The sequence below is a fragment of the Kamptonema sp. UHCC 0994 genome (genome assembly GCF_029167235.1).
Taxonomy (GTDB): Bacteria; Cyanobacteriota; Cyanobacteriia; order Cyanobacteriales; family Microcoleaceae; genus Kamptonema.
Genome location: NZ_JARFTR010000271.1, coordinates 43,493 through 59,747, shown reverse-complemented (window position 1 = coordinate 59,747; position 16,255 = coordinate 43,493). Strand labels below are relative to the sequence as shown.

Here is a 16,255-nt window from a genome sequence, read left to right as displayed (position 1 = left end):
GCTGTCTTTGCGCTTTAGCGCAACTACATATCTTTGATTATTTCTTCACCTGTTCAATTAAGAGCGCTATTTTGTCATACTCAAAATTATGCGCTAAACTTCCCAGCACTTCAGCTAGCCCATGATTATGAGCGCCAATCTCTTCAATATAGCTATCAACTTTCATCATGTCCGAAAACTTTACAGCTTCTAACAAATTAGCCAATAATTCGCTAGGTAATGCCAAAATCGACGAGTTAAGAGCATCTTGACTATTGCTCTTAGACTGATTTTCGGAACTTTTAGCACTAGATTCTTCGTAAATAAAATGTACGCCAATGTGTTTCTCAATGGCAGCAAAAATATCTGCCTCGCGGAATGGCTTCCGCATAAAATCATCGCAACCCGCTGACAGAATGACAGCCCTTTCTTCCTCTAAAACACTTGCGGTTAGAGCAATAATTGCTATTGCTTGACCTTTGGTGCTACCTTTAATCTGTTTTGTTGCTTCGTAGCCATCCATCACTGGCATCCTCATATCCATCCAGATTAAGTGAGGTTCCCAACTATCTGCAATTTCTAACGCTTCTTTGCCATTTATCGCTTCTTTCAAGACAAAACCAAAAGGATTAAGCAATTGAATTAGCAGTTGGCGATTAAGCGGTTTGTCATCAACAATCAAAATTCGATATTGCGGTTGATTTGGCTCTAAAGCGATCGCTCGCCGTGCCAATTGTTTGCTCTCAATTTCCTTGGCATCAACGATGCTGACTTGAATATTAAACTTGAAATTACTACCGCTTCCCAGCTCACTGCTGACAGTGATATCCCCTCCCATTAACTGCACAAATTTACGACTAATTGGTAATCCTAAACCCGTGCCTTCCTGTGATTCTTTACCTATTTGAGTTTGTACAAAAGCTTCAAATAGCGTGTCTAATTCTTCTGAGGCAATTCCAGGGCCAGAGTCTTCGACTTCAAAGCGAAGGGTGATTTTTTCCGCGTCATTTGTGATTTGTTTGCTTGCTTTACCCGTGACTAATGATACGCTATCGGTTACTACTCTAACTGAAACGCCGCCTTCTTGGGTAAATTTAAGGGCGTTATTAAGTAAGTTAATTAAGATTTGGCGCAGTTTAACTTCATCAGTCCGCACATAGCGAGGAACATCGGGACTGCGCTCGAAAAGTAACTGTAAACGTCGATCGTCTGCTTTTAGATGAAACATATCTTCCAAGTCATCTAGTAGACGATAAAGGTCGAAGTTTTTTTCGTTGAGGGTGGTGTGCCCGGCTTCAATTTTAGATAAATCTAAAACATTGTTAATCAAAGAGAGTAAATGTTCGCCGCTGCGGCTAATAATCCCGACATTTTCTATGTGTTCTGATGGTAAACTTTTGCTCCGAGTCATTACTTGGGAAAAACCCAAAATCGCGTTAAGAGGCGATCGCAATTCGTGACTCATGTTAGCAAGAAATATGCTTTTAGCTTCGTTGGCAACTTCGGCTTTCTCTTTGGCTTCGGCTAATTCGGTGTTTAACCCATCGACTTTTCTAGCAGCAATACGGAGTTCCATTTCATCCATGACTATTCCAGCTAAGTCATTTAAAATTTCCATTTCCTGCGGAGAAATAGCTCGTGGTTGTTTGCTAATCGCACATAAAGTTCCCAAGCTATAGCCGTCGTGAGTTTGCAGTGGAGCTCCAACATAAAAGCGTAATCCGAAGTCGCTAGTTACAAGGGAATTTGCCGCAGAACGTTCATCTTTACTCGCATCTGTAATCACGTAGATATCAGGAGAAAGAATTGCTGATGCACATAAACCTGGGGAACGGTCAATTTGCTGAACATCTAAACCATGACGCGACTTAAACCAAATCCGATTCTTATCTACTAAGCTAACAACAGCAATAGGAACTTGCAATAGTCGAGCGACAATTGCAGTAACTCGGTCAAAAGTACCCTCTGGGCGTGTATCCAAAATTTCATAACGTTGAAGTGCCTTCAAACGCCCAGTTTCGTTATCAGGAATCAGTTTTTGATTGTTCATAATCGGTGTTTTATTGATTTTGAGATTACTTGCTTTCGATTGAATAAGTAGATGCTAAACCTAGTATTGAAATAGTAGTAAGACTTCCGAAAAAGTATTTGTAACGCCGCCCTCATAATTTAAATTCACCGCCCAGAGGGCGGCGTTACGATCGGTGCGTAAGTCTTAAGTAGATTAAACCTTGGCGCACCATTGTAGCAAAAGCTCTCGCCTTTGTGGTATGTTTTAATATGAGCGATCGCCATTCTCGGAGCAAAGCCATGTCAGAAGATTTTTCCTTCGACGAACTCTTGAACAAAAGTTTTGCCGCCTTTACAGAAGCCGAAAATCAAGTCGGACAGTGTAACGTTTTAGTCATCGGCAAAACCGGCGTAGGGAAAAGCACCCTCATCAACGCAGTTTTTCGCGATCGCTTAGCAGAAACAGGTGTCGGAAGACCGATTACCCAAGGAATTCGCCAATATACTAAGCCTAATTGTCCCATAACCGTCTATGATACCCCAGGATTAGAGCTAAATGCAGAACAAATTAAAATTGTTCAGCTAAATGTTGATAAACTAATTGATGACCAAAGACTGCTACACCCAGTAGAACACATTCACGTCGTTTGGTACTGCATCAATCACGGAACAAATAGAATAGAGCCTGTTGAAGAAAGCTGGCTTAAAGAACTTGAAATTAAAGATGTGCCAACGATCTTGGTACTTACTCAGACAGCAACTAAAAAACCGAGTGAGTTTTTCAAAGTATTAGATCGCATGAATTTGCCCGTGAGCCAAATCATACCAGTGCTGGCAGAACCAGAAGAACTTGACGACGACTACACTATTAAAGCACACAGTTTAGACCGTTTAGTAAATTATACATTTCAGTTACTGCCAGAAGTAGCTAAAAAAGCATTTGTTAAAGAGCAAATTGCGAGTATAGCTCTCAAAGCAGATATAGCTTTTAAGTATGTAACTGGTTATGTTACTGGTTCTGCCATTATTGGTGCAACTCCCATACCTTTTGCAGATGCACCACTACTTGTTACTGTCCAAACAGCGATGATTGCTAACATTACTGTCATCTTTGGATTGCCCTTTGATAAAGGCTTTATCTCTGCTATGTTTTCCACAATTACAGGTGCAAGCGGAGTTACGGCGGTTGGTAGAAATATTGTCACTAATTTACTTAAAATGATCCCTGGTGCGGGTACTGTAGTCGGAGGTGCGATTTCTGGCGCAACGGCCGCAACTTTAACACTTGCTCTCGGTTTAGCTTACATTGAAGTGCTGAAGGCTTATATTAAAGCTCAAATCAATGGAGAAAAGATTTCTTTATCCGATCTCAGTAAAATGTTTGTTGATTTATACAAAGATTATCTAGAATCGGGGCGTAAAACTTTGAAAGAAGACCAACCTAAACCTCCGAAAAATATAAATATTGAGGGCGATTGAATTCGTGCGTAAGTCTTAAGTTCCTATATGTTTTAATATCAGCGATCGCACCAAGCACTTAATTTCGGATAATTACTCTATGTAACGCCATTTTCCAGACGTAGTATTACAGCCCATCCCAGCAATTTCCAAGTTTTGGACTTGCTTATTGGACTGCTTTCGCTTAAGTCTCATATCTAATGCAGTTTGATACAACCTTAAATCTTCACTATTCAGCGCTATCAGTTGTTTCATGATATTGCTGTCAGCTTGAATACTTCTCAGCAAAAAGTTATAGTCTTGATGTTTATTTTTGTTCTCATAAGTTATTTGAAATTCTGGCCAATTCAACATTTTTGCTAAATCTATTAAATCATCTTTAAAAAATTCTTGGATACCCACAAAATAAAAATCTGTTAAATTGCGTCCTCCAATATAGGTAGACATTTCATTGCGGATCTCAGGAATCTGGGCAAACTCCACAATATTTAGGTTATTTTCTCGTAGATAACTTTGATAATTATTCCCCTCTTCAGCAGGTGGCGTACTTAGCCAATAACAATATAATGAAATTAATCGTTGGATGGGATGCCTTAACCAAATTATTTCTTTAGCCTTACCAGGACGGAAATACTTTCTTGCAGGCACATGACCTTGTATCGCCTTAATTGTTTTGGGTTCTACACCTTCACTTAATACTATCCTTTCGTTCAAGTAACCAGCAATTTTCTCTGCACCATAAACCTGTACTAAAGCTATGAAAAAAGTTGTGCCTGCTGTTTTAGGTACATGATATAAAATGATTTCCAAATCCGGCATTTCTAAAATACTTTTTTCCCAGTTATGTATCAAATGAAACTCCGGTGAAGTCAAGAATGATGTGAGGATTTCCGGTCGTGTAATTTTGTCATTCTCTAATTGAGAAAGAAAAAATTTTTTCCCTTGAATATCAGAATCTCGTTTTAAATAAGTACAGTAAACTTTTTCTAAAAAATCTTCATTTTTGAGTTGGCTAGTTACTTGTAAAAAAGATTGATTGTTCATGGCAAATATATAAAGGTGACAACTTTACTCACAAGCAGACGTTATTTCTATACTTAAAGTTTCCAGATAAAAGCGCACCGATCTATTAGTAAACTGGCCAGAAATTGCAATTAGTTATTTCAGAAAAAGATTTTGACCTTTGTTTAAGCAGCAAGATTAATGCTGATTTCATATTGTATAAGCAAATGTTATATATAAGCGAAATTTAGTGGGGTCATTACAAATTTGTCTAATCAAAGATGAAAAAGTAAGGCAAAACTTAATCTAAAATTAAGAACAATATTCTGATGCGCCTGCTTTTGCGATCGCAACTCAGGCTGATTCTCAGATTTTTAACTTTTTGTAACCCTTGACAGGTAATGCCAATGGCCCAAATCTTCCTCCAGACCGTTTGGTTGATACCCTGCTATCCCCTCATCGGTGCAGTCTTATCTGCACTGTGGTTTCCCGGAATCACCCGCCTCACAGGGCCCCGACCTGCGGGCTACGTGAATGGGCTCCTGACCTTTATCGCTTTTGTACACGGGATACTAGCTTTGTCTGCGACTTGGAACCAGCCGTCACAGCAAATCCTGATACCTTGGTTGAACGTAGCTGGCCTAGACTTGACTATTCCCCTCGAAATCTCTTCAATCACTGTCGGTGCAACAGTTTTGGTCACAGGCTTGAACCTGATTGCTCAAATTTTCGCTGTCGGCTACATGGAGATGGATTGGGGTTGGGCGCGGTTTTATTCCATGCTGGGACTGTTTGAAGCGGGGATGTGCAGCCTGACGTTGTGCAATTCTCTGTTTTTCAGCTACATCATTCTGGAAATTCTCACTTTAGGTACATATCTATTAATTGGGTTGTGGTTTAACCAGTCTTTAGTAGTGACCGGTGCCCGCGATGCTTTCTTAACAAAGCGGGTGGGAGATTTAATTTTGCTGATGGGAGTGGTTGCCCTTTTACCAATGGCTGGAACTTGGAATTTTACCGAGTTGGCAGCATGGGCCAAGACTGCAACTATCGATCCCACAGTCGCCACGCTGTTGAGTTTAGCTTTAATCGCTGGGCCGATGGGCAAATGCGCTCAGTTTCCCTTGCACCTGTGGCTAGACGAGGCGATGGAAGGCCCCATGCCTGCGACGATTTTGCGTAACACTGTCGTAGTGTCAACGGGGGCTTGGGTGCTAATTAAGTTGCAACCAGTGATTGCATTGTCCCCTGTGGGTGTGGCAGCGATGATTTTTGTGGGGGGAGTGACTGCTGTGGGCGCTTCCTTAATTGCGATCGCGCAAATTGACACCAAACGCGCTCTATCTTACTCCGTCAGCGCTTACATGGGTTTGGTGTTTATCGCGGTGGGTACGCAGCAAACCGAGACAGCGCTAACACTGCTATTTACCTACGCTTTCGCCATGAGTCTGCTGGTGATGAGCACTGGCAACATTATTTGGAATAACATCACTCAGGATCTTACCCAAATGGGCGGTCTGTGGTCGCGGCGGCCAATATCGGGAATAGCCTTTGTGGTGGGCGCAGCCGCATTAGTAGCAGTACCACCCTTTGGCTGCTTTTGGTCAATGCTGAAAATGTGCGATCGCCTGTGGAATGATGGAAATTGGCTATTTTTAGTTGTTTTAGCCGTAAATGGCTTAACCGCTTTCAGTTTAACGCGGGAGTTTAGCCTAATTTTTGGCGGCAAACCAAGGACAGCAATGACAGCGCGATCGCCCGAATTACATTGGCCCTTTATCTTGCCAATGGTAATTTTAATGGGCTTTACCTTGCACGTCCCCCTGATGTTAATTCAGTGGCAATTATTGCCAGTTGGGGCAAACATTAATATAGTCATTGCTGGCTTATTAATCGCCTCAACAGCCATCGGTTTTGGTAGCGGAGTATTTGTTTACCTAAATGACAACATTGCCAAACCAGTGCGCTTAGGTTCCCAAGGATTGCAAAACTTTTTTGCTAATGACCTTTACACCGCTCAACTTTACCGCGTCAGCATCGTATTTGTGGTGGATCTAGTATCAAAAATCATCTTCTGGATTGACCGCTTTCTCGTTGATGGCTTGGTAAACTTTGTAGGTTTAGCAACTGTTTTCAGCGGACAAAGTTTAAAGTACAACGTTTCCGGTCAAACTCAGTTTTATGCTCTGACAATTTTGATTGGAGTCGCTGGCTTGATACTGTTACTAACTTTGCCAATCTTGTCTCGGCTTTCGCTAATAGTTGGCGGTTAATGGGATTTGAGATTTGAGATGTAATTTAAAATCTTAAATCTTAAATTTAACAATTAACGATTGGACTTGTATCTTGTTAAATTGTGTAGGGGCGGGTTCGCCTAGATATTACATAAGTACCAACAAATTTTATAAACCCGCCCCGGCCATGCTAGTCCGCAGCTTAATATCATACATTACAAACCAAACTGAAACTATGCTCAGTACATTACTTTGGTTGCCCATTTTGGGTGCCGCTGTCGTCGGATTTTTACCAGGAAACCAAACTGCAAACAGATTGCGTTACCTAGCATTAGCTTTCGCTGCTGCTATCTTTCTGTGGACTGTCTGGCTATTGACCCAATTTGATTTAACTGCTTCAGGATTACAGTTTCAAGAATATTTACCTTGGATTCCCCAATTAGGTTTGAGCTATAAATTGGGAGTTGACGGCTTATCAATGCCCCTGGTAGCTTTAAGCAGTTTTCTGACAGCAATTGTGATCTATGGTAGCGGTGATGCGATAGAACGCCCCCGGCTTTACTATCCTTTGTTGCTAGTAATTAATGCTGGGGTTGCAGGAGCTTTTATCGCTCAAAATTTGCTCCTGTTTGTCTTGTTTTATGAACTAGAATTGATCCCTTTTTACCTCTTAATTGCTATTTGGGGAGGCAAGAAACGGGAGTACGCAGCGATTAAGTTTCTGCTCTACACTGCTGTTTCCGGGATTCTAGTTTTGGCCGCTTTCTTGGGCGTAGCTTGGCTGACAGGTTCTGCTAATTTCGATTACGATGCGATCGCAACTCAAGGACTATCTTTGAAGACACAACTAATACTGCTAACAGTTTTGTTAGTCGGATTAGGTATCAAAATTCCCTTAGTTCCCTTACACACTTGGCTACCAGATGCCTATGTGGAATCTTCCACACCAGTTGTAATTATGTTAGGCGGTATTCTCGCCAAATTGGGAACCTATGGCTTAATCCGATTTGGTTTACAAATGTTTCCTGAAGCTTGGACAATAGTTGCTCCTTGGTTGGCAATTATTGGGACTTTCAGCGTACTTTATGGGGCTTTGAGTGCGATCGCGCAAAAAGACATTAAGCGCATGGTTGCCTACAGTTCTATCGGTCACATGGGCTATATTTTAGTAGCCGCAGCCGCAGGCACAAAATTAGCAATGGTGGGCGCTGTTGCCCAAATGGTTAGTCACGGTTTAATTTTGGCTTTGCTGTTTTATTTAGTAGGTGTAATTGAAACTAAAGTTGGCACTCGCGATTTAGATATTCTCAACGGTTTAATGAACCCAATTCGGGGTTTACCATTAATTAGTGCTCTGCTAGTTATAGGTGGAATGGCAAGTGCTGGTATTCCAGGTTTAGTAGGATTCATCGCAGAATTTCTGGTATTTCAAGGATGTTTTTCCGCCTTTCCAATCGAGACTTTGCTGTGCATAATTGCCTCTGGTTTAACGGCAGTTTATTTTGTGATTCTGCTCAATCGTACTTGTTTTGGTAAACTGGATAATAAGCTAGCTTACTATCCAAAAGTTAAGTTGGCTGAAACCATCCCGGCACTGATTTTGGTAGTAACAATTTTCTTTTTAGGAGTGCAGCCTACTTGGTTAGTCCGTTGGACTGAAGCCACGACAAATGCGATAGTTACAACGCTTCCAGTTACAGACAATTCTCAAGTAGCTATTCACTAACAGAAGCAAGAAGGAAGAAGGAAATAGCTATGAACAATGAACCAATAATGCTCAAATATATTCCCCTTTCCTTAGTAATTTTTCGTGCAGCAATTGCCCCCTTTTTACTATGGGATGCTATTGACGGAAAAATAAGTATTTGGTTCATGGTTGGTTATTACGTAACGCCGCCTTCTAGGCGGTAAAGATACCGCCAGGATGGCGGCGTTACGGATAGTTTTGCGTAAGCCATAACTAAAATTTTCAAGTTGACATTCAAAGGGAAACAAAAATGGTACAAAATCCTGTTAAATCCACAACAATAATTCCGCCTTCTAAGCATGAATTTGCCGAAGTCATTCACAGATTAGAAGCGGGCGGGTCAATGCTGCCAGATACCCCAGAAAATCTCATGCAAATCATCGGCATTTACAAAGCTTATGCTGTACCGATGGATTTCTACTGGCGGGATTTACTTTATATTGCTGAGCGCGTATTTTTAGACCCATTTCCCTTCTTTAAATACTTCATCCCCCAGGAGTATTTAGATTTGCACAATCACTACGCTGGTGATGATGCAGATTTGCGGGTTTGGCGCGGCCCGGCTACGGCACACCCAGAACTTTTGGCATTTATGGAGAAGGGCGAAATCGGCAAAATGCCGACTTTATTTCATCACTTGTGGCACGACCGCATTAATATGGAATTCGCCGAAGAATGTATGCGTTCGATGCTTTGGCATCAAGGCATGGGCGGGGGATTTAACGATTATCTGGAAAGCCCAGAATATAAGGCGAATGCTGACAAAGCCATTAAGGCTTATTTCACATACAATCCGCCGATGATGGCGCTTTATAAACTGTTTCCAGATATGTTTTTGGAACAGTGCCGTCAGATGTCTTACTTCTCAAATTTAGGCTTGTTTTGGGAAGTGATGGCTCCGGTTTTCTTTGAAATGTCAGATATCTATGATGAAGGAGGATTTAAAGGTGTCCCAGATGCAATGAATTTTCTAGTAAATGGGATTTTTGCGGTAGCTAACCGCCCTATTTACCATCATGTTTACATTCGCGGGGAATGCTACGAAATTATTCCGAAATCAAAGGGTTTTACCTGGCTGCATGAAGCGGCACTTCCTTATGTGGAAGCGGTTTTTTATCGCACTTCACCTTTTCGGGGTACAAAGTCTTATAATGCTCAGGCAAAACAGGTTCCTGATGAGCAAAAAGATTTCCATTATGGCATTCTTTATGCTGATGTTTTTCCCGTAGGAACTGCGGGGATTCCACCAACATTGTTGATGCAGGATATGTTACATTTTTTACCGCCTTATTTGGTGGATTACTATCGCCAACATTGCCGGCGCGAAGATGATATGTTAATCCAATTAGGGATTACTTTTCAGCGGTCGATGTATAATGTAACTTCGGCTGTAATTCAAGCTTTGCGGACGGTTACTTCATATCCTTTGGACGATCCAAATCCTGCGAATTTAATGGCTAATCGCCGTTTCTTTGAGGCTCAAATGGATCGATTTAAGCGTCCAGAAGCTCGTTTGCGAGATATTCAGCGACAGGATTATCGCTAGTATCTTTCTAGAAATCTGGGCCCAAAATCTTGAAAGCAGACCAACTGAAACCTCCCAAAAATATCAATATTGACTAACAAGTCTAAGTATCTGTAACGCCGCCCTCTGGGCGGTGAGGATACCGCCCAGAGGGCGGCGTTACCAAGCGTGGTGCTTAATTTCTGTTCATTTTTCTGCTCTTGAGCTGTACAATAATTTGAGGCTTACGAATGATTAATTATGTCCAACACTTACACCGTAGAAATTCTCCACCAAGGCAAGAGCTATACCATAGAAGTGCCAGAAGATCAAAAAATTCTTGTCGCTGCGGATAAAGCTGGCCTAGACTTGCCAAATTCTTGCAATGCAGGAGTCTGTACCACTTGTGCTGCTCAAGTTATCGAAGGTAAAGTTGAGCAAGATGATTGTATGGGGGTAAGTCCTGAACTTCAGAAAGAAGGATTTGTCTTGCTGTGCGTCGCCTATCCTCGCTCTAACTTGAAAATTGAAACAGAAAAGGAAGAGATTGTGTACAATCGCCAATTCGGTCAATCCTCAAAGTAAGCTAGAATCAACAACTGAACCCCTAAAGGTTGCAAATACTATGGAGCCTTCCATGACAACCCATTTCATTACCGCAGAAATTGACCTCCCGGAAACTGCGGAAGAGTTGCACGCAGCAATTGAGGCGGAACTCCAAAAACAAGGGGAACCCCTGCGCTGGGCTGTCACAGACGTTGATGTGGCACGGCAAAAGGCTACGATTGAAGGCTATGTGCTGGTGGAGGGGACAAAAGTAGAAGTTGAAACCTCTGTTACGGCGTGAAGTTACGCCCTTTTACAGTGGTTTTGATTGTCCCCACAGGGGTTGGCGCGTCCATTGGGGGCTATGCTGGTGATGCGCTACCAGTGGCCAGAGCGATCGCCCAAATTTGCGATACACTGATTACTCACCCCAACGTTCTCAACGGCGCTCAGTTGTATTGGCCCTTACCTAACGCTCTCTATGTCGAAGGCTATGCACTTGACAAATTTGCCTCTGGGTGCTGGGGTTTGCAGCCCGTTCATCAAAACCGCATCGGTTTAATCCTCGACTCAGGCATGGAAGCAGACTTGCAACTGCGCCACTTACAAGCTGCGGATGCTGCTAGAGCAACATTAGGTATTAATATTACGGATTATGTGGTCACAGATATCCCTCTGAAGGTAGAGTTACGCATCTCTAATTCTGGGGCATCATGGGGTATGATCGCCAATCCCGACAGTTTACTACGGGCAGCAGAAGCACTGATTAAAACAGCAAAAGTGGAAGCGATCGCAGTTGTTGCCAGATTTCCCGACGACGAAGGTAGCACGCAATTGCAACAATACAGGTATGGCCAAGGAGTTGACCCCCTAGCCGGGGCGGAAGCCGTAATCAGCCATTTAATCGTCAAAACCTTTCAAATTCCTTGTGCCCACGCCCCCGCCCTGTTACCACTTCCCCTAGATTCGCAGATTTCGCCGCGATCGGCAGCCGAAGAAATCGGTTATACTTTCCTACCTTGCATACTTGCGGGATTAAGTCAAGCCCCCCAATTTGTCACCGAGGGAAAATTTACCCAGTCCCCAATAACTGCCGATCGCATAGATGCAGTAGTAGTACCTGCAACAGCTTGCGGCGGTAGTGCTATCCTAAGTCTAAGTCAGCGATCGGCAGTGCAAATTATCGCCGTCGGCGAAAATCAAACCCAAATGCAAGCTACCCCAGAGAAGTTAGGAATTAAAGCTTTACAGGTAAACTCATATTTAGAAGCATTAGGAGTATTAGTAGCTCACAGAGCCGGAATTAATCCAGCTATTCTACGCCCCGAAATCTCCCCCTTAAGTCGTCTATCTATTCAGGCTAATTGCTAATGGCTAATTGCTAATGGCTAATTGCTAATTGGTAATTGGTAATTGGTAATTGGTAATTGGTAATTGGTAATTGGTAATGGCTAATGGCTAATTGCTAATCCCTCCTACTTACCTTCCCCATCCTCCCCATCTCCCCTTCTACCCTCTCCCTCTCTCTTTCCCTAGTCCCTAGCCCCTAGTCCCTTCTTCCAAAGTGCCAGAACAACTTCCTAACAACCCCGAACTCGAACCCTTAACACGCACTCAAATTCTAGTAGCAATGGGAGTGACAGCAGTGATTTTGCTGACTGTTGCTAAGTTGTGGCTGCAATTTGGATCTGTTTCCCTGTTACCTGTCAAGTTAACACCTTTAGCCTTAATTTGGGGGCTAGCGATCGGCATCACAATTACAGGTGCAAGTACAATCATCTACCGCTTATGGCCAGCTTATCGCCGTAGTGCAGACACTTACTTAGAATTAGTGCTTAAACCCCTGTTTTGGCCTGACTTAATTTGGCTGGGACTTCTACCTGGAATGAGTGAAGAATTACTATTTCGAGGTGTAATGTTGCCTGCTTTCGGGTCTAATATTATTGCCTTAGTATTATCTAGTTTTTTCTTTGGCATTTTGCACTTGGGAGGTTGGCAACAATGGCCCTATGCAGTTTGGGCAACGGCTGTGGGATTTTTACTTGGATATAGTGCTTTAGAGACGGGTAATTTATTAGTGCCAATTGTAGCTCATATCTGCACAAATTTAATTTCTAGCTGCATTTGGAAACTGGAAAGCAAAGGGTTTAAATAAGGAAGAAGGAAGAGGGAAGAAGGAAGAAGGAAGAAGGAAGAAGGAGGAGGGAAGAAGGAAGAAGGAGGAGGGAAGAAGGAAGAAGGAGGAAGGAAGAGGCAAGAAAGATTTGCTTAATGAATAATTATTCTTATTAGGAATTACGCAAAACTTTTTGTAACGCCGCCGTCGAGGCGGTTTTTTGACCGCAAAGATAGTGATGTTACAACACAGAAGATTTCAGCCAGTTTTACTGTAAAGTAAGAAAAGCAGAGAAATTTTTAACTTTCGGTTAAAGGTTGGGGTAATGCGAGATAGACAAGAGCGGTTACTCTCTAATTTAGATAACAACAAAGATGTTAGCGATCGCTCTTCAGTTTCAGAGGCGCTACGGGTGCGCGATCGCGCGATCGCCGCCTCCAACAATGGCATCGTCATCGCTGATGCCAGACTGCCAGACTGTCCTATTATCTACTGCAATCCCGCCTTCGAGCAAATAACAGGCTATTCCCAAGCAGAAATAGAGGGGAAAAATTGCCGCTTTTTGCAAGGCCCAGATACAGATCCAGCGGCGATAGCAGAACTTCGCAACGCTTTACGCGAAGAGCGTTCTTGCCAAGTAGTATTAAAAAATTACCGTAAAGACGGAACGGCTTTCTGGAACAAACTGGCAATTTCTCCCGTCCGGGACAACAATGACAAATTAACTCACTTCATCGGCGTACAATCAGATATCTCGTACCGCATAGAAGCCCAGGAATCCCTACAGCAAGCAAAATCTCAATTACAAACAATTTTAGAAGCAGTACCGGGAATAGTTTCTTGGATTAGCTCAGATTTACGCTACCTAGGAGTTAACCACCATTTAGCTAGACTTTACGGCTTGTCTCCAGAGGCATTTGCTGGCAAAGACATCGGATTTCTAGGTTCAAGTTCTGAATTTTGTCACTTTGTACGCTCTTTTTTTGCCAGATCGCAAACCGAAGCAATACAAGAAATGACTGCAACGGTGCAAACAGAAAACGGGCCGAGTCTGCGACACTATCTGATTGTGGCTCAAAAGTACAATAACGGCACGGCAGCCTTCACGATTGGGATTGATATTACCGATCGCAAGCTAGCAGAAGAATCACTAATGCTCAAGCGCAAAGCTGTGGAAAGTTCCAGCGACGCAATCGGGATGGCTGATGCTACAGGTACTCACATCTATCAAAATCAGGCCTTCTCAGAGTTATTTGAATACGAAACCGTAGAGGAATTTAATGCCGCTGGCGGTATACCGATTGTCTTTGCAGATCGAGCCGTTGCTGAGGATGTCCTGACAACGATTATGAGCGGTAATTCTTGGCTTGGTGAAGTCACTAAGCAGACTCGCACCGGCCGTATTATCCAGGTTTTAATGCGTGCAGACGCGATTAAGGATGCTGTTGGCAAAATTGTGGGACTAATTGGTATCTCAACAAATATTACCGATCGCAAACGTACAGAACAAGAACTCCGCCAAAGCGAACAAAGATTCAGATCCCTGATTGAAAATGCTACAGATATTATCTTGATTGTGGATGAAAATGGCATCTGTCGTTATGTCTCGCCTTCCCAAGAGCGGATTTTAGGCTACTCCAGGGAAGAAGTGCTGGGGGAATCTGTATTGAATTGGGTTCATTCTGATGAAGTTCATCTAGTGAGCCGAGTGCTGGAAGGAGTAATTAACCACCCCGGCGTAGGTTTGGGGTTGGCGGAGTACCGCGTGCGACACAAAAATGGGAAGGAATGCGTGTTGGAGGCGGTGGCGACAAATTTGCTTGACGAGCCGGCGGTGCAAGGGATTGTCGTGAATTGCCACGATGTGACTGAGCGCAAGGCGGCTGAAGATCAATTGCTTCACGATGCTCTACAGGATGCTTTGACAGAATTGCCAAATCGAGCTTTGTTGATGGAGCGCCTCGGACAAGCTTTAGCTCGCGCCAAACGCAATCCAAATTATCACTTTGGAGTCATATTTTTAGATTTGGATCGGTTTAAGGTGATTAATGATAGCCAAGGACATCAGGCTGGCGATCGCCTACTCTACACGATCGCACGCCGATTAGTAAGTTGTCTGCGCTCTGGCGATACCGTCGCGCGTCTGGGGGGCGACGAGTTCATCATCCTGCTAGAGGAAATTGAAGATATCAGCGATGCGATCGCCACAGCTAACCGCATACAGAAGACCCTCGAACAACCCCTAAACTTAGAAGGTCACAAAGTTACTATCACTGCTAGCATGGGCATTGCCCTCAGTACCCCTGAATATCAGTGGCCAGGAGACATCCTGCGAGACGCAGACATTGCTATGTATCGAGCAAAAGCTCTAGGTAAAGCTCGCTATCAGGTATTTGCTGCTGCTATGCACACCCACGCTGTAGCGTTAATGCAGTTGGAGAGCGACTTACGGCGATCTGTGGAGCTTACTTGCAGAGAAGAAGGGGCTAGGGGACAGGGACTAGGGACTAGGGAAAGAGAAGACGAGACTGGGGACTGGGGACTAGAGACTAGGGAAAGAGAAGAAGAAAATTCTTCCCTAGCCCCTAGCCCCTCTCCCCTAGCCCCTTCTTCAGCCCCTAGCCCCTATACCCTAACCCCTTCTTCAGCCCCTTCTTCCCCCTTTGTCCTTTACTATCAGCCGATCGTTTCCCTGAGTCATGGTACTGTAGTCGGGTTCGAGGCTCTAGTTCGCTGGTTGCACCCAGAGCGGGGTTTAGTTGCACCCGGAGAGTTTATTTCTGTGGCAGAAGAAACTGGATTGATCGTACCGTTAGGGCTGTGGGTACTACGGGAAGCTTGCGGTCAGATGGTTAAATGGCAAAAGAGTTTAAAGTCTCGTTCACTAGGGCAGTCTGCGATCAAATCTAGAGATACAGGTTTGACATCTAATCTTGAATCGTGGTCACAGCAGTTCCAACTTGGAGATATACATCCTAGTTCACAATTAAATAACACTTTATTTGATTGTGGCTTGGAAATGTGCGTAGGCGACAGCCAGTCGCATCGGCATTGCCAACCCATCAACGAAGGATCGCAGGAACAAAATGTCCCCATTCCCAGTTGCAAATTACCTCTTCCTAACTATAATTTGCCTGTTCCCAATTCTCAACTTACCATAGCTGTGAATCTTTCAGGCAGGCAATTTGCTCAAGCTGACTTAATAGAACAAATCAAACAAGTATTAGATGAAACAGGTTTAGATGGTCAATATTTGAAGTTAGAAATTACAGAAAGCGTCGTCATGGAAGATGGAGAATCAGCCGTTACGATGCTCTCGCAATTAAGAGATTTAGGAATTCATTTATGTATTGATGATTTTGGCACGGGCTATTCTTCTCTTTCCTATCTGCACCGTTTCCCAATTAACACATTGAAAATAGATCGGTCTTTTGTTAGCAGAATGGGTGTAGATGGCGATAATTCTGAGATCGTGCGTGCGATCGTCATGCTAGCTCACAGTTTAGGTATGGATGTGGTGGCGGAAGGTGTAGAAACTTCCCACCATCTTGCTCAACTGCGATCGCTTGGATGTGAATTTGGTCAAGGATATTTTTTCTCTAGGCCTGTTGACAGCGAAGCAGCAACAGCTTTGCTAAGTCCTGCCATGCAATGGTAAG

12 protein-coding genes are annotated in these 16,255 nt (G+C 43.4%); 10 read left to right on the top strand and 2 right to left on the bottom strand.

Annotation, left to right across the window (positions count from 1 at the left end):
• Positions 1–37 precede the first annotated feature (37 nt).
• Positions 38–2,029 carry an ATP-binding protein gene (locus tag PY364_RS23715; RefSeq protein ID WP_275570166.1) on the bottom strand — a complete coding sequence of 664 codons (1,992 nt, stop codon included), beginning with the start codon at positions 2,027–2,029 and terminating at the stop codon, positions 38–40.
• Between the two features lie 260 nt (positions 2,030–2,289).
• Between PY364_RS23715 and PY364_RS23710 the strand changes: the two genes are divergently transcribed.
• A complete protein-coding gene (locus tag PY364_RS23710) occupies positions 2,290–3,468 on the top strand; it encodes a GTPase (RefSeq protein ID WP_275570165.1) in 1,179 nt (392 codons plus the stop codon).
• Positions 3,469–3,540: 72 nt separating this feature from the next.
• Here the strand turns inward: PY364_RS23710 and PY364_RS23705 are convergent, their stop codons facing one another.
• Positions 3,541–4,491, bottom strand: coding sequence for a DUF4214 domain-containing protein (locus PY364_RS23705; protein WP_275570164.1), 951 nt, complete (start codon positions 4,489–4,491; stop codon positions 3,541–3,543).
• 365 nt (positions 4,492–4,856) lie between these two features.
• On the opposite strand from PY364_RS23705, the gene PY364_RS23700 reads away from it, so the two are divergent.
• The 9 genes from PY364_RS23700 to PY364_RS23660 all read left to right on the top strand — a co-directional run bounded on the left by PY364_RS23700 (position 4,857) and on the right by PY364_RS23660 (position 16,254).
• The gene (locus tag PY364_RS23700; protein ID WP_275570163.1) at positions 4,857–6,722 is read left to right on the top strand and encodes an NAD(P)H-quinone oxidoreductase subunit F; all 1,866 of its coding nucleotides are present in this window, start codon (positions 4,857–4,859) and stop codon (positions 6,720–6,722) included.
• A 196-nt stretch (positions 6,723–6,918) separates the two neighbouring features.
• Entirely contained in the window at positions 6,919–8,409 is a 1,491-nt protein-coding gene (locus PY364_RS23695; RefSeq protein ID WP_275570162.1) for an NADH-quinone oxidoreductase subunit M, read from the top strand.
• Positions 8,410–8,438: 29 nt separating this feature from the next.
• Positions 8,439–8,594, top strand: a complete 156-nt coding sequence (locus PY364_RS23690; protein WP_275570161.1) for a hypothetical protein — start codon at positions 8,439–8,441, stop codon at positions 8,592–8,594.
• A gap of 86 nt (positions 8,595–8,680) precedes the next feature.
• Complete coding sequence (locus PY364_RS23685; RefSeq protein ID WP_275570160.1) at positions 8,681–9,976, top strand: CO2 hydration protein; 1,296 nt, start codon at positions 8,681–8,683, stop codon at positions 9,974–9,976.
• 219 nt (positions 9,977–10,195) lie between these two features.
• Entirely contained in the window at positions 10,196–10,519 is a 324-nt protein-coding gene (locus PY364_RS23680; protein ID WP_275570159.1) for a 2Fe-2S iron-sulfur cluster-binding protein, read from the top strand.
• A 52-nt stretch (positions 10,520–10,571) separates the two neighbouring features.
• Positions 10,572–10,781 carry a hypothetical protein gene (locus PY364_RS23675; RefSeq protein ID WP_275570158.1) on the top strand — a complete coding sequence of 70 codons (210 nt, stop codon included), beginning with the start codon at positions 10,572–10,574 and terminating at the stop codon, positions 10,779–10,781.
• On the top strand, positions 10,778–11,851 hold the full coding sequence (locus PY364_RS23670) for a DUF3326 domain-containing protein (protein WP_275570157.1): 1,074 nt from the start codon (positions 10,778–10,780) through the stop codon (positions 11,849–11,851). Before PY364_RS23675 ends, PY364_RS23670 begins: the two co-directional genes overlap by 4 nt.
• Positions 11,852–12,044: 193 nt before the next feature.
• Positions 12,045–12,635 carry a CPBP family intramembrane glutamic endopeptidase gene (locus PY364_RS23665; protein WP_275570156.1) on the top strand — a complete coding sequence of 197 codons (591 nt, stop codon included), beginning with the start codon at positions 12,045–12,047 and terminating at the stop codon, positions 12,633–12,635.
• 286 nt (positions 12,636–12,921) lie between these two features.
• The gene (locus tag PY364_RS23660) at positions 12,922–16,254 is read left to right on the top strand and encodes an EAL domain-containing protein (protein WP_275570155.1); all 3,333 of its coding nucleotides are present in this window, start codon (positions 12,922–12,924) and stop codon (positions 16,252–16,254) included.
• Position 16,255: the final 1 nt, after the last annotated feature.

Excerpts from the sequence above, each read along its gene's own strand:
- PY364_RS23705 (WP_275570164.1), bottom strand. The coding sequence starts at position 4,491 with ATGAACAATCAATCTTTTTTACAAGTAACTAGCCAACTCAAAAATGAA.
- PY364_RS23700 (WP_275570163.1), top strand. The coding sequence starts at position 4,857 with ATGGCCCAAATCTTCCTCCAGACCGTTTGGTTGATACCCTGCTATCCC.
- PY364_RS23710 (WP_275570165.1), top strand. The coding sequence starts at position 2,290 with ATGTCAGAAGATTTTTCCTTCGACGAACTCTTGAACAAAAGTTTTGCC.
- PY364_RS23680 (WP_275570159.1), top strand. The coding sequence starts at position 10,196 with ATGTCCAACACTTACACCGTAGAAATTCTCCACCAAGGCAAGAGCTAT.
- PY364_RS23715 (WP_275570166.1), bottom strand. The coding sequence starts at position 2,029 with ATGAACAATCAAAAACTGATTCCTGATAACGAAACTGGGCGTTTGAAG.
- PY364_RS23675 (WP_275570158.1), top strand. The coding sequence starts at position 10,572 with ATGACAACCCATTTCATTACCGCAGAAATTGACCTCCCGGAAACTGCG.
- PY364_RS23660 (WP_275570155.1), top strand. The coding sequence starts at position 12,922 with ATGCGAGATAGACAAGAGCGGTTACTCTCTAATTTAGATAACAACAAA.
- PY364_RS23690 (WP_275570161.1), top strand. The coding sequence starts at position 8,439 with ATGAACAATGAACCAATAATGCTCAAATATATTCCCCTTTCCTTAGTA.
- PY364_RS23695 (WP_275570162.1), top strand. The coding sequence starts at position 6,919 with ATGCTCAGTACATTACTTTGGTTGCCCATTTTGGGTGCCGCTGTCGTC.
- PY364_RS23685 (WP_275570160.1), top strand. The coding sequence starts at position 8,681 with ATGGTACAAAATCCTGTTAAATCCACAACAATAATTCCGCCTTCTAAG.